General features: G+C 68.3%; 9 protein-coding genes. 3 read left to right on the forward strand and 6 right to left on the reverse strand.

Annotated features, from left to right (window positions below; genetic code table 11):
• Positions 1–167: 167 nt before the first annotated feature.
• Together cls and HLA91_RS04170 are read right to left on the reverse strand one after the other, a co-directional pair.
• A complete protein-coding gene (gene cls, locus HLA91_RS04165; RefSeq protein WP_170273677.1) occupies positions 168–1,655 on the reverse strand; it encodes a cardiolipin synthase in 1,488 nt (495 codons plus the stop codon).
• Between the two features lie 85 nt (positions 1,656–1,740).
• A complete protein-coding gene (locus HLA91_RS04170; RefSeq protein ID WP_170273678.1) occupies positions 1,741–3,378 on the reverse strand; it encodes an FAD/NAD(P)-binding protein in 1,638 nt (545 codons plus the stop codon).
• Between the two features lie 271 nt (positions 3,379–3,649).
• On the opposite strand from HLA91_RS04170, the gene HLA91_RS04175 reads away from it, so the two are divergent.
• Positions 3,650–3,892, forward strand: coding sequence for a type II toxin-antitoxin system prevent-host-death family antitoxin (locus tag HLA91_RS04175; RefSeq protein ID WP_170273679.1), 243 nt, complete (start codon positions 3,650–3,652; stop codon positions 3,890–3,892).
• Between the two features lie 4 nt (positions 3,893–3,896).
• On the opposite strand, the gene pta is transcribed toward HLA91_RS04175, so the two are convergent.
• The 3 genes from pta to HLA91_RS04190 form a co-directional block, all read right to left on the reverse strand.
• Positions 3,897–4,979 (reverse strand): phosphate acetyltransferase, encoded by a 1,083-nt coding sequence (gene pta / locus HLA91_RS04180; protein ID WP_170273680.1) that lies wholly within the window; start codon positions 4,977–4,979, stop codon positions 3,897–3,899.
• Positions 4,980–5,119: 140 nt separating this feature from the next.
• Positions 5,120–6,727 carry an APC family permease gene (locus HLA91_RS04185; protein WP_239557093.1) on the reverse strand — a complete coding sequence of 536 codons (1,608 nt, stop codon included), beginning with the start codon at positions 6,725–6,727 and terminating at the stop codon, positions 5,120–5,122.
• Between the two features lie 279 nt (positions 6,728–7,006).
• Positions 7,007–8,410: an aspartate aminotransferase family protein gene (locus HLA91_RS04190; RefSeq protein WP_239557094.1), complete on the reverse strand. Its 1,404-nt coding sequence runs from the start codon at positions 8,408–8,410 to the stop codon at positions 7,007–7,009.
• Positions 8,411–8,763: 353 nt separating this feature from the next.
• Between HLA91_RS04190 and ald the strand changes: the two genes are divergently transcribed.
• Positions 8,764–9,882, forward strand: coding sequence for an alanine dehydrogenase (gene ald / locus HLA91_RS04195; RefSeq protein ID WP_170273681.1), 1,119 nt, complete (start codon positions 8,764–8,766; stop codon positions 9,880–9,882).
• A 215-nt stretch (positions 9,883–10,097) separates the two neighbouring features.
• Complete coding sequence (gene pdxR, locus HLA91_RS04200) at positions 10,098–11,639, forward strand: MocR-like pyridoxine biosynthesis transcription factor PdxR (RefSeq protein ID WP_170273682.1); 1,542 nt, start codon at positions 10,098–10,100, stop codon at positions 11,637–11,639.
• Positions 11,640–12,034: 395 nt separating this feature from the next.
• On the opposite strand, the gene xsc is transcribed toward pdxR, so the two are convergent.
• Positions 12,035–13,837, reverse strand: coding sequence for a sulfoacetaldehyde acetyltransferase (gene xsc, locus HLA91_RS04205; protein ID WP_170273683.1), 1,803 nt, complete (start codon positions 13,835–13,837; stop codon positions 12,035–12,037).
• Positions 13,838–13,865 lie beyond the last annotated feature (28 nt).

A 13,865-nucleotide genomic window follows, 5' to 3' on the forward strand; every position in this document is an offset into this window, starting at 1 on the left:
TGCAAAATCCGCGCTCGTCGATATTGCACTCAACGACTATGAATCGGGGGTTTGATAGTCGCTGACTGCAAAAATCAGACGTCTCGATATTGCACTGAACGCACACACTGCCGGAAAGCTGGCGTCTAGAGCCGGCCCTGCCCCCAGCCCCAGCTCGCACCCGCCCCTTACAGCAGCGAGCTCGTCAGCCGGCAGACGTTTTCCAAGTACTTCTGTCCCAACGAGCGCTCCATCCACTCCCGCCGGTCGACCTTGACGCTGTTGGTTCGGTAGTCGGCAGCCTCGAGGTCGTACATCGCCTGCGTGAAGTCGCGGTCGACGATGAACATCGAGACCTCGAGATTCATCGCAAAGGACCTGGCGTCCATGTTCGACGAACCGATGATCGTGACCTCGTCGTCGATGAGCAGGAACTTCGAGTGCAGCACGGTCGGCTCGTGGTACTGGAAGATCTGCACGCCGGCGTCGAGCAGGTCGGCGTAGTAGGACTCCTGTGCCTTCTGCGCCACCCAGTGATCGCTGGTGGCCCCGACGTAGATGCGCACGTCGACCCCGGAGTGGGCCTCGGTGACGAGCGCGTGCATGAGCGACTCATCGGGTACGAAGTACGGCGAGCAGATGACGATCTGCTCATTGGCGTTGTAGATGAGGTGGTTGAACAGCCGCAGGTTGTTCTCCAGGTCGAAGCCCGGGCCGCTGGGCACCACCTGAGCCATCGCCCCGCCCTCGTGGACTGGGTCGAGTTCGGTGTCGAACTCCTCGAACAGGATGACCTCAGTCTCGGAGTACCAGTCGGAGGCGAACACGGCGTTGAGCTCGGCGACGATCGGGCCGGTGCAGCGCACTGACAGGTCCTTCCACTGGAATCCCTTGCGCAGGTTCGTGCGCTTGTTGTACGAGCGGTGGATGACGTTCTGGCTGCCGGTGTAGGCGATCTCACCGTCGATGACGAGGATCTTGCGGTGGTTGCGCAGGTCCGGGCGCTGGTATTCGCCCTTCCACGGCCGCAGCGGCAGGCTGCGCCGCCACGGCACTCCCGAGGCGTCGAGCTCCTTGACGAGATCGGAGTAGCCGGGGTAGCCGAGCGAGCCGACGTGGTCGATGAGGATACGCACCGTCACCCCGCGCGCATGGGCGCGCAGCAGCGCATCGAGCAGCGGGCGGGAGGCGTCGTCGATGGCGACGATGTAGAACTCGAAGTGCACGTACTTCTGGGCCTGGTCGACCTCGCGGGCCATATCGAGCATGCACTGGTGGTTGTCGCCTTCGAGGGTGAACTCATTGCCGTGGACCATCGGCAGGGCACCGAGCGAGTAGTTCAGCTGGGCAGCCGTTGACAGCGGCTCGGGCAGGTGGTCGTCGCGGCCGAGGATCGACTGGCCGCCGGTCTCATGCTTGATGAGCCGGTTGATCTCCGTCTGCATCTCCCGGCGCTTGCGCGGCAGCTTCGAGGATCCGAACATCCAGAATGCCAGCAGCCCGATATAGGGGATGAGGAAGATCGCCAGCAGCCAGCCGAGGGCCACCGAGGGCTTGCGGCGGTAGGGGATCGCACCCAGCGCAACGACGCGGATGACGAAGTCGACGGTGATGAGCGCGATGGTCACCCACAGCGGCCATCCCGGTTCGAAGGGGATGAAGGTGAAGAAGTTCACCGCTCCATCCTACTGGCCGCCACTGCAGCCGCGCTGGCGCGTCCGGCCCCGTGACGGCGGTCCCGTTCCCGAGGCGGTGCTCGTCTTAGTGCCGATGGCCGGCGATCCGGGCGGCCCACACCTCGGGTTCGGGCAGGGCGGCCCGGTTGAGGGAGTCGTTGCCGATCGTCCAGTCCTCTGTCGCCCGGCCGATCGCCGAGAGGCCGGGCACCGGCTGGCCGTCGGCGCCGACAAGCTGGAGGGAACCGGTGACCTGGATGCCGCGCTGGACGGCCGGCTTGGCGACGATCCCCTCGGCGATGAGCGAGTCGATGACCTCAGTGCGGGCATGCACGGCACCCGGCGGGGCAAGCACGGCGAGCACATGCAGGTCCGGGTGGCCGAACATGTGCGCGTCCTTCTCCCCCGGGCCCGGGCTCATCATCTCCAGGTCGATGACTCCGGCGCGGATGAGGGCGAGCAGCTTCTCGGCGTTCACCAGCGGCGGGCCCTCGGCAAAGCGCACGAGCTTCGTGCTCAGCGCCAGGAACTCCTCCCACTGCTGAGGATCGTGGGCGCGGAAGGACAGCACCTGGCGGATGCGGGGCAGCAGGCCCGTCCAGGCCTGGCCGAGAGCGCACTCGGCATCGGGGGCCTGCAGCCCGCGGGCGATGAGCACCGAACGCTCCAAGGCGGCCTTCGCCGAGGTCGCCAGACCCGGACCCCAGCCGGACTCGGCGGTCTCGTCGACCGCAGCGACCACCTCGGCGCTGGCAGGCTCCTGCCAGGCACCGGCCCGGCCGCTGAGGATGTCGGCAGCCAGGTGGCGCAGCGCGGCAGCGACATCGCGGGGGCTCGCGTCCTCGGCGAGTGCGGCGGCGTGGTGGCCGGTGAGCTCGTCGAGGTCGGCCTGCTGCTGGCCGCCGTCGGCGGGGATGTAGATGCTCGGCGGTTTGGCGTTGTAGAAGCGGCCGGACAGGCAGGTCGGCAGCAGCACCGGCTCTGCTCCGCAGGCGCGGTAGATGACATCGCCGGTGACGACGTTGCGCTCGAAGTGCCCGCAGCGGTTCTCGGTGACCATGAGCGCGAAGTCGATGAACGTCAGCGCCGCCCCGCTGGTGAGCACCCGCTGACCGGGTGAGATGCGGGCGACGGTCGAGTAGTCGTCGTGGCTGAGCGTGCCGGTCTCATCGTGGACCTCGCGGGTGGTCAGCGCCCGGCTGTGGCGGCGGGCGTGGCCGGTGGCCAGCAGCACCTCGTCATACGGTTCCCGTACCTCGGGCCCGGCGTGGACCTGCCAGCCGTCACCGGCACGGCACAGGCGGCGCACCCGTGCGGGCACGACGGTGACGGTCATCGTTTCGGGCAGCTCGGCGATGACGGTCTCGAACGCCCAGGCAAGGTAGGCGCCGACGGCCGCGCGCGGCGGGAACGGGTCGAGGCGGTGTTTGGAGGCGTGGGCCTCAGCCCAGGCGGAGAAGGACTTGCGGGCCTTGCTGGCGGCACTGCGGGAGGCTGGCCAGACGCTGACGATCGCCGAGGTGACGTTGAGGACGAAGCAGCTGGGCTGGTCGGTGCGCCAGATGCGCCCGGCACCTGGGGTGTCCTGTTCGTAGATGTCGACGTGGAGGTGCGGCCGGTCGGCAACCGGGTGATCGCGCACAGCTGCCGACAGGCTTTCCAGGGCGAAAAGACCCTTGGGGCCTCCGCCGACGATCGCGACTCTCAGTGCTGTGGAGTTCACGGGTCTCTCGCAATCTGCGTTGCGGCGCTCCGGCCGGCGCAGACCGGGCGCTCAAGTGTCAGCTGGTGAACGAGCTGCTGCACTCCTGAGGCTACAGGCGTCGGCTGACAAAGACATGAGCGTGAGACGAACGAGCGGCGACGCTGAGGACGCAGCTGCGCGCGCATCGGCCCGCAGAAGCCGGATGCGGACTGGGCTTCCATGCCGCCGGCACCCGATGGAGAATTGAAGCCAGACGTGTGGGAAGCCAGACGTGTGGAAGGAGGAAACCGTGCCCGCGATCTCGGATCAGGATTTCAGCGCAGACGTCCGCGCTGCGATGCGTGCTGCAGGACTCGAGCCGGTCACGGTGACCGATGACGGCAGGCCGGCTTACGCCCTGCTCAGCATTGACGACTACCGGCGTCTGACGCGGCAGAGCAGTGAGTCGTTCCTTGCCGCAATGAGCATGGACGACCACGCTACCATCGACTTCCAGCGGCCTGACTCCACACCGCGGGACCCTGGATTCTGACGCCTTACCCTGCGGCGTGCTGGGCTTGGACGGCGGTGACGGCGACGGTCGTGACGATGTCCTCGACCGTGCAGCCGCGCGAGAGGTCGTTGACCGCCTTCGCCAACCCCTGCAGAACCGGGCCGACGGCGACGGCGCCGGAGGACTGCTGGACGGCCTTGTAGGTAATGTTGCCGGCTTCCAGGCTGGGGAAGATGAGCACATTGGCCCGGCCTGCGACCTCGTCGCCGGGCAGCTTCTGCGCGGCGATGTCGGGGTGGACGGCGGCGTCGTACTGGATCGGCCCGACGACCGGCAGGTCCGGGTGGGCCCGGCGCACCGCAGCGGTCGCCTCGCTCACGGCGTCGACGGCCTCGCCCGCGCCCGAGGCGCCGGTCGCGTAGCTGAGCATCGCCACCTTGGGCTCGAGGCCGAAGCTGCGTGCGGTGGCCGCCGATTCGGCGGCGATCTCAGCCAGCTGATCCGGGCCGGGCTGCGGGTTGACGGCGCAGTCGCCGAACACGAGCGCGCCGTGGCCGAAGAGCATGAGGAACACCGAGGACACTGAGGCGACCCCTTCGCGGGTGCCGATGACCTCGAGTGCCGGGCGGATCGTCTCGGCGGTCGTGTGCCGGGCGCCGGAGACGAAGCCGTCGGCGTGGCCGAGTTCGACGAGCATCGTCGCGGCATAGGCCGGGGCGGCAACGCGTTCGGCGGCTTCGGCTTCGCTGATGCCCTTGTGCTTGCGCGCTGCGTAGTAGCCGGCGGCCAGTTCGCCTGCCAGCTCCTGGTTGTCTGCCGCAGACAGGTCGAGGGTGCGCACGCGGTCGAGGTCGAGGGCGAGGTCGTGTTCGCCGGCCAGTGCCGCGATCGCCTCGCGCTCACCGAGGATCGTGAGGTCGCAGAAGTCGCGCTTGGCGATCCGTGCGGCAGCGGTGAGCACGCGCACATCGTCGCCTTCGGGCAGGATGATGTGCTTGGGGTTCGCGGCCGCCTGATCGATGAGACCGGCGAGGAACCGCTCGGGGAAGTCACCAGGCGAGGCGGCTGGGCTGGTCTCCGGGGCCGAGGCCGTGGCGACGGTCGGCTGGGGTGGTGCGGTGGTCATAATGGCCGGCTCCCTTCGGATGTTTTCGGGCGCACTCGGGGCACCGACCGGCCGGGATGACTCCCGGCCGATCGTGCCGTGCGGTTGTGGTGGTGTGCTGTGTTGCGGTTGTGGGCGGGTGGCTCAGCTGTCCGGGTGGCTCAGCTGGCCGTCGTGCTGGACGGGCGGCGCAGGAACTCCGGACGCGGCCCGCCGAGCACGGCCTCGTCGACGTAGTGGTCGCTGAGGGTGCGGTTGTGGCTGCGGCGCAGGAGGTAGAACACGACGCCGACGAGGATCCAGATGCCCATCGCGATCATCGACGGCAGCGTCAGCTGGGCCGGTGAGCCGGGCACGAGCAGCAGCAGGCAGAAGGCGATCGCGACGACGACGCCGGCGGCGGCCATGATCTTGCGCGGGGTCGACCGGGCGCCTTCGACATCGGCGTGGTCCTCCTGGTGCGACCAGCGGAAGAGTTTGAAGGCGCACGCACACGTGTAGAGGAACGCGAAGGTGAAGCCGATCGAGGCCATGTCGACGATCCAGCTGAGCGCGGTGCGCCCGAACCACGGGGCGACGAGGCAGAAGGCCATGACGAAGAAGATGCCGATGTGCGGGGTGCCGTGTTTGCGGTGCACGCGGGAGAACACGGCCGGGATCATCTCGGCACGCCCCATCGCCAGCAGCACGCGGGAGCCGGAGACGAAGAAGCCGTTGAGGCCGGTGAAGATGCCCATCGAGGCGGCGATGACGAGCAGCACGAGGCCGAACACGCCCATCGAGGCCATGATCGCGTCAGCGGTCGCCCACACGCGGTCGGTGCCCATGAGGTCCTGCCACGGGTAGGCCGAGGCGGTCGCGAGGATCATCGCGCAGTACAGGCCGGTGGCAGCCAGCAGCGACCAGACGATGAGGCTGAAGGCCTTCTTGGCCGGGAAGTCAAACTCCTCTGCCGCCTGCGGGATGTTGTCGAAGCCGATGTAGGCCCAGGGGGCGATCGCGACGATGGCCATGATGCCGGCCAGCGGGTTGATGTCGGGGTGGAAGACCGGCTCGGCATTCGACAGCTGCCCGGCCGGGGAGACGATGACGCCGATAAGGACGATGATGACGGCCGAGACCATGATGACGCAGAAGATGAACTGCGCGCGGCCGGAGAAGCTGGCGCCGGTGATGTTGATGAACGCGAAGACGACGAGAGCGACGGTGGCGATCATCACCTCACCGAAGTACACATCCCAGCCGGCGACGTTGTAGAGGTAGCCGAGTTCGGCGACCTGTGGGAACACGCGCCTGCCGAGCAGGGCAAGCGCGGAGGCGTTGAGGGCGACGATCGAGGTGTAGCCCAGGGTCATGAACCACGCGCAGATGAAGGCGTGTGTGCGCCCGAAGCCCACGAGCGTGTAGGCGAAGGCGCCGCCGGAGACGGGGAAGGTGCGGGCGAGGAAGCCGTAGCTGACGCCGACGAGGATCATGAGCCCGCCGCCGATCGCCAGGCCGAGCAGCGCACCCATCGGGCCGGCTGCGGCCATCCAGTCCGTCGGCAGCACGAAGGCGCCCCAGCCGACAGCTGAGCCGAGGGCGATCGCCCACACCCAGTGCGGTTTGAGGTTCTTCTGCAGGCGGGTAATCTCGCCGGTCTCGGTGGGGCCTGCGAGGTTGGCGGCGGTGTCAGCGCCGGTGGCCGGGGCCTGTCCGTGCGTCGTTGCAGCGGAGGCGCCGGGGCCGGTCGCTCGGGTGGTGCTCATATTCGGGTCGCGGGCAGTCATGCAGGCGACCTCCTTCCGTATCCATGGGGTGATGTCGGATGCGCGTCTCGGCTGCTTCCCAGCCTGCCGGTTCGCACCCTCATCACCTATGTGATGTGCATCACTGCATCGGCTACATTACCGACACCTGTCGCCGGGCCTCAGTGCCAGACGGCGACCATTCGCTGGGTCCACGCCACCGCCTCGGCGACGGGCCCAGCCCGGGCTGCGGCACAGCCCGCGGGTACGCACAGGGGGAGGGGCATTGATGCACCCCTCCCCCAGTGCGATCGCTGTCGATCAGCCGATCGCGGCCTCGACATCGCTGAGCATGCCATCGATGCCGTGGACGAGCTCCGAAAGCTCCTCGTCGCCGGCAACCAGCGGCGGGGAGACCATGAGCATCGTCGCGCCGCGGTCGTCGCCGCGCAGGATCACGCCGGTGCGCTCGAAAGAGGCCGGCAGGATCTCGCGCAGCACCTTGAGCGACTCCTCGTCGGTGAGATCGCGGCCGGAGGCGCGGTCGGCCATGAGCTCGATAGCGTAGAAGTAGCCGGTGCCACGGACGTCCTTGACGCAGCGGTGGGCTTCAGCGAGCTTGTCGATGTCGGCGCGCAGGCCCGGCCCGCGGCGCTGGACGTTGCCGAGCACGTCCTCATCGCGCATCGCCGAGATGTTCGCGTGCGCGACGGCGGTGGCGACAGGGTGGCCGCCCCAGGTGGCACCGTGGGTGAAGACGCCGCCCTGCTCGGAGGCGTAGAGCTGGTCGACGAGCTCCTCACGGACGATCATGCCGCCGAGCGGCGCGTAGCCCGAGGTCGAGCCCTTGGCGAAGGTGATGATGTCGGGCACGACACCGGTCAGACCCTCACCGAACCAGTAGCCGAGGCGGCCGAAGGAGCAGATGACCTCATCGGAGACGAGCAGGATGCCGTACTTGTCGCAGATCGCGCGCAGGGCCTTCCAGTAGCCGTCCGGGGCGACGAGTGCGCCGCGGCCGTTCTGGACCGGCTCGGCGAAGATCGCCGCGATCGTCTCCGGGCCCTCCTCCTGGATGACCTTCTCGTAGGCCTGGATGATGTCGAGCTCCTCAGCCGGGCCGCAGTCGCCGGTGTAGCCGAGCGTGTTTGGCACCGAGCGCACACCGTCGAGCAGCGGCTCGAACGGGGCCTTGATCTTCGGCAGCTGGGTGACCGACAGGGCGCCCATCGTCACGCCGTGGTAGGCCATCTCACGCGAGATGAACTTCGTCCGCTGCGGCTGGCCCTGGCTGCGGTGGTACTGGCGGGCGAACTTGATCGCCGTCTCGACGGCCTCGGAGCCGGAGTTGACGAAGAAGGTGGTGCCCAGGTCGCCGGGGGCGAGCTCGGCGATCAGCTCAGCAGCGGCGACAGCCGGCTCGTGGACCATGCCCCAGTTCGAGGCGTAGGCGAGCTGGTGGATCTGCTTGGCACCGGCGTCGGCGATGTCGGTGCGGCCGTGACCCATGTTGACGCAGAACAGGCCGGCGAGCCCGTCGAGGTAGCGCTTGCCGTCGGTCGAGTACAGGTGGCAGCCGTCAGCGCGGGTGAAGACGGGGAAGTCGGCGTCGCGCTGGTCGCGGCGGGTGAAGTGCTGGAAGAGGTGGCGGCGGGCGCTGTCGCGCAGGCGGCCGGTGTCGGCTCCCGTCGCCGAGGTGGTGGTCGACGTGTCCATAGTCGTCATGAGTGTCTCCTTAGCTGCTGGGCAGGTGCGGCAGGTGTGCCGCGGCTTCTGCGGGTGGCGCTGGGGCGCGGGCTAAGTCGGCGCTGACCGTGCCCATCTGTCCCTCGAGCCTAGAGACCGGCGTCACACTGCGGGAGAGCCAGATGCCGACGACTTCGGGGATCCAGCGTGGACCCCTCACCCGGGCACAATCTGGTGCTGGCGCAGACGCCGACCGGGGCAGACGCTTCGAAGAGCAGGTGCCGCTCAGCGCTGAGCGGCACACCCGCGCCCGCGCCTACGGCACGGGCGCCGCCCCAGTCAGCGCTTGTGCCCCGGGCACGGCGGCCATATCCCAGACAAGGAGGATCAGCATGAAGATCGGCGTCCCAAAGGAACTGAAGAACAACGAACACCGGGTCGGCTCCACGCCTGCCGGTGTCCACGAACTCGTCAGCCGCGGCCATGAGGTCGTCGTCGAATCCGGCGCCGGCACAGGCTCGGCGATGACCGATGAGGACTTCCGCGCAGCCGGGGCGACGGTCCTCGCCACCGCCGACGAGGTGTGGGAGGCCGCTGAGCTCATCCTCAAGGTCAAGGAGCCGGTGGCTGAGGAGTTCCACCGGATGCGGCCGGGCCAAGCGCTGTTCACCTTCCTGCATTTGGCCGCCAGCCAGGAGTGCACACGTGCGCTGATGGACAAGCAGGTCGATTCGATCGCCTATGAGCTCGTCCGTTCCCCCACTGGTGCGCTGCCCCTGCTGTTCCCCATGTCCGAGGTCGCCGGGCGGCTGGCACCGCTGGTCGGCACGCAGGCGCTCATGAGCCCGGCCGGTGGGCCGGGCAAGCTCATCGGCGGGGTCTCCGGGGTCCGGCCCACCCGCGTCGTCGTCATCGGTGCGGGGGTCTCGGGCATGAACGCGGTCGCAGTGGCCGTCGGTCTGTGGGCCGATGTCGTACTGCTGGACAAGGACATCGACAAGCTGCGCGCAGCCGACCGGATGTACCAAGGCCGCATCCGGACCGTCGCCTCGACGGCGTTCACGCTCGAGCAGGAGGTGCTCGAGGCCGACCTCGTCATCGGCTGTGTGCTCATTCCCGGCTCCCGCGCCCCGAAGCTCGTCACCAACGACATGGTCCGGCGGATGAAGCCCGGTTCGGTGCTCGTCGACATCGCCATCGACCAGGGCGGCTGCTTCGAGGACTCGAAACCCACCACGCATGCGGATCCGACGTTCACCGTTCATGACTCGATCTTCTACTGTGTGACCAACATGCCCGGCGCGGTCGCGCACACCTCGACGGTGGCGCTCAACAACGTCACCAGCCCGTATGCCACGCTCATCGCTGATCACGGTGTCGCCGAGGCCGCCAAGCGCAGCGAGGCGCTGCGCGCCGGCCTGTCGACCTACCAGGGCACGCTCACCAGCCCGCCGGTCGGCGCCGACCTCGGCATCGACTCGGTCACCCCTGAGGAGGCACTCGGCATGTGAGACCGCGCCTGGGCCTCACCAGGGCGGGGCCCGCCGGCCCAATCCCGGGTACGCTGCACTCCTGCCCGCAGGGGAGCCGTCCAGCCTGCAGTCAGGCGAGGCCGCGGCGGCGCGGCTGGCATAGACTGTCAACCACGCCGCGGCACCGGTCTGCCCTCTTCGGCACGCCTCTTGCGGCGGGACGTCACCGTTGACGGCAGGCATAGGAGGGACCGATGGCCGAAACACTCATCAGGATCGACCCGTCCTCGCCCACCGCTCTGTACCGGCAGGTGCAGGAGGCGATCGTGGCCGGCATCGCCGCCGGCGTCTTCGATGTCAAGCGCCGCCTGCCCAGCTCCCGCGAGCTCGCCGCCGAGCTCGAAGTCTCGCGCAACACCATCAACCTCGCCTACCAGGAGCTGCTCGCCCAGGGCCTGCTCATCAGCCAGGAGCGGCGGGGAATCTTCGTCAATCCCGACCTGACCCCCGACCAGCTCGAGGCTTTCACCGCCTCGGCGACGGACACCGGGCCCAACGCGCCGGTCGCGCGGATCGACTGGGCCTCCCGCCTGGCTCCGGCCGGGGATGCCAGCCTGCCGGAGCTCATCAAGCCGCCGGACTGGAGTCAGTACCCGTTCCCGTTCCTGCCCGGGCAGATCGAGCTTGCCCAGTTCCCGGCGCGCTCGTGGACCCGGTGTCTGCGCGAGGCACTGTTCCAGCCGCACCTGGCCCATGCGCTGCAGGACTCCGCCGGCTGCGATGACGACATGCTCGTCGAGATGATCCGCACCCGGCTGCTGCCCTCGCGCGGGGTGCATGTGCAGCCTGAGGAGATCATGATCACGCTGGGCACCCAGCACGGCCTCGACCTCATCGCCGAGGCGCTGCTGAAACCCGGTGACCGTGTCCTCATGGAGGACCCCGGCTACCTCGACATCCGGCACATCTTGACCCGCCACCAGGCCGAGGTAGGCGAGATGCCCGTCGATGCCGACGGTGCGATCGTGCCCGCCGACCTCACCGGGGTGCAGGCGGTGTTCCTCACCCCGAGTCACCACCATCCGACGAATGTGACGATGTTGATGGACCGGCGGCAGGCCGCACTCGAGGCGGCCGCCGCCTCGGGCACGGTCGTCGTCGAAGACGACTACGATGCGGAGTTCCGCTACTCCGGCCAGCCCTCCCCTTCACTCAAGGCGATCGACCCGAGCGGCGACGTCGTGCACCTGGGGTCGTTCTCGAAGTTCCTCGCCCCAGGCCTGAGGCTGGGGTTCCTCGTCGGGCCCGCCGAGCTCATCGCCGCGCTGCGCCACTCGACTCGGTACACGGTGCGGCATGCGCCGGGGGTACTGCAGCGGGCGATGGCGCTGTTCCTCGACTCTGGTGACTATCACCGTACGCTGCGACTCAACCGGGAGCGGATGCGCAAGAAGTTCACGCTGATGTGCGAGGGCGTGGCCGAGCTGCTGCCGTTCGAGTCGCGGTGCCGGTTCCCGTCCGGTGGAGTGAGCCTGTGGTTCGAGGGCCCGGCCGAGCTCGATGCGCGCGTACTGCAGGAGGCGGCCTGCCAGCGCGGGGTGCTCGTGGAGCCGGGTGACTACTTCTTCGCCGCGACTGCTGAGCACGGGTTCGGCTCACGCGAGGTGCCGGGGCATCCGGGCGGGATCGAGCGCTACCCGTGGGCGACCCTACGGCTGGGCTACGCCGCGATCCCGACCCGGGCGATCCGGCCCGGGCTCGAGCTCCTCGCCGAGGTCGCCCGAGAGGTGCTGTAGCGGTTGGGCGCCGGGCGCCGCGCGTGAGGCACCCGCAGTCGGGGGCGGCGCGTGAGGCACCCACAGTCGGGGCGTGGCGCGTGAGGCACCCGCAGTCGGGGGCGGCGCGGCTGGAACGCCGCGATTGGGAAAGTTAGCAAAGTTATTCACGGTTTGTGGGCTTCAAACCGTCATTTACTTTGCTAACTTTCCCGACGGGCTGCCGGAAACGCCAGCGCCTTCAGACGCCGCGACTCGTCACCAGAAGAGGCGCAGCGCCGGCCCCCTCACGGGAGTCGACGCTGCGCCTGAAGTGTGTCAGCGGGACCGCGCGGCCCAGCAGCCGGTTTCCGGCTGATCACGCGTGGTCACTGCTTCAGCACAGAGATCACACATGCCGGATCACACCTAGCGGATCACACGTAGTCCTTGTACTTGTCGAGCAGGCGGACTGGCTTCTTGAGCGCGTCGCGGCGGAACGGGTCGCCGAGCTCACGGTTGCACATGATCTCGATGACGGTCGTCTTGCCTTCGTTCATCTGCGCATCGATCGCGGCCTTGAGTGCGGGGCCGACCTCGTCGAGCTGGTCGACGGTGACGCCCTCAGCGCCCATCGCGCGGGCGATCTCAGCGTAGGAGTCGGTGTCGATCTCGGCGGCGACGAAGCGGCGATTGTAGAACTCGACCTGGTTCTTCTTCTCCGCACCCCACTGGCGGTTGTGGAACACGACCGCGGTGACCGGGATGTCGTGGCGCACAGCTGTCATCACCTCGACCATCGACATGCCCCAGGCGCCGTCGCCGGCGTAGGCGATCGCCGGGCGCTCCGGGCAGGCCTTCTTGGCGCCGATGATCGTCGGCAGGGCGTAGCCGCAGTTGCCGAACGACATCGGGGCGAAGAACGACCGCGGCTCTTCGAAGCGCAGGTAGGAGTGGGCCACCGAGTTGATGTTGCCGATGTCAGTGGAGACCATGACGCGTTCGGGCATGGCCTCCTCAAGAGCGCGCAGCACCTGGCGCGGGTGCAGCCAGTTGCCCTCTTCCTCTTCAGCTTCGGCGATCATGTCCTGCGAGAAGTCGTCGCGCTCCTCGGTCCACTCCGAAAGCTCCTTCTCCCAAGCGTCCTTCTCAGACCGGATCCGCTCAGCGCGCTCATCCTTGGTCTTGTCCGAGGCGACGTCGAGGCTGTTCAGCCGCTCGAGCAGCGCTGAGGCTGCCTGCTTGGCATCGCCGAGCACGCCGACCTCGATCTTCTTCACGAGTCCGAGCATGTCGGCATCGGCGTCGACCTGGATGATCTTGGCGTCCTCCGGCCAATAGTTCAGGCCGTGCTGCGGCAGGGTGCCGAAGGGGCCCAGCCGGGTGCCGAGGGCGAGGACGACGTCGGCGTCCTTGATGAGCTTCATGCCGGCCTTTGAACCCTGGTAGCCCAGCGGCCCGCACCACAGCGGGTGAGAGGCGGGGAAGGAGTCGTTGTGCTGGTAGGAGTTGACGACCGGGGCGCCGAGGCGCTCGGCCAGGGCCTTGCATTCCTCGACTCCATCGGCGAACACGACGCCGCCGCCGGAGACTATGACGGGGAACTCCGCCTCGGCCAGCAGCGCGGCGGCACGGTCGAGAGACTCGGGCCCCCCGGGGCCGCGGTCGATGATGGCCGGTTCGCGGATCTCGGTCTCGATCTCGCCGTAGAAGTAGTCGCGCGGGATGTTGAGCTGGGTCGGGCCCATCTCCGCCTTGGCGCGGTCGAAGCAGCGGGCGGTGAACTCGGCCATGCGGGCCGGGTTGGACACATGCCCCTGGTACTTGGTGAATTCCTGGAACATCGGCAGCTGGTTGGCTTCCTGGAAGCCGCCGAGGCCGATGCCGTTGGTGCCGGCTTCCGGGGTGACGATGACGACCGGGCTGTGGGCCCAGTAGGCGGCGGCGATCGCGGTCACGCAGTTCGAGATGCCCGGGCCGTTCTGCCCGATGACCACGCCGTGGCGGCCGGAGGCGCGCGAGTAGCCGTCGGCCATGTGGGCCGCGCCCTGCTCGTGCACGACGGGCACCAGCTCGATGCCGGCCGGGGCGAAGATGTCCATCGCATCCATGAATGCCGATCCCATGATGCCGAAGATCGTCTCAACGTCGTTGGCGACGAGGGTCTCGACGAAGGCCTCCGACGGTGTCATCCGCTGTACGCCCTTGACGACCTCGCGTCCTGTCTTGGTCGAAGCCATTGCTCCCGACCTCCTTCTGGTCCGTGGA

It is taken from the genome of Brevibacterium luteolum, from assembly GCF_013004595.1.
In the GTDB taxonomy this organism is placed as follows: Bacteria; Actinomycetota; Actinomycetes; order Actinomycetales; family Brevibacteriaceae; genus Brevibacterium; species Brevibacterium luteolum.

Bases quoted from the DNA above. Each gene is read 5' to 3' on its own strand.
- pta (WP_170273680.1), bottom strand. From the start codon at position 4,979: ATGACCACCGCACCACCCCAGCCGACCGTCGCCACGGCCTCGGCCCCG.
- HLA91_RS04185 (WP_239557093.1), bottom strand. From the start codon at position 6,727: ATGACTGCCCGCGACCCGAATATGAGCACCACCCGAGCGACCGGCCCC.
- HLA91_RS04190 (WP_239557094.1), bottom strand. From the start codon at position 8,410: ATGACGACTATGGACACGTCGACCACCACCTCGGCGACGGGAGCCGAC.
- ald (WP_170273681.1), top strand. From the start codon at position 8,764: ATGAAGATCGGCGTCCCAAAGGAACTGAAGAACAACGAACACCGGGTC.
- pdxR (WP_170273682.1), top strand. From the start codon at position 10,098: ATGGCCGAAACACTCATCAGGATCGACCCGTCCTCGCCCACCGCTCTG.
- xsc (WP_170273683.1), bottom strand. From the start codon at position 13,837: ATGGCTTCGACCAAGACAGGACGCGAGGTCGTCAAGGGCGTACAGCGG.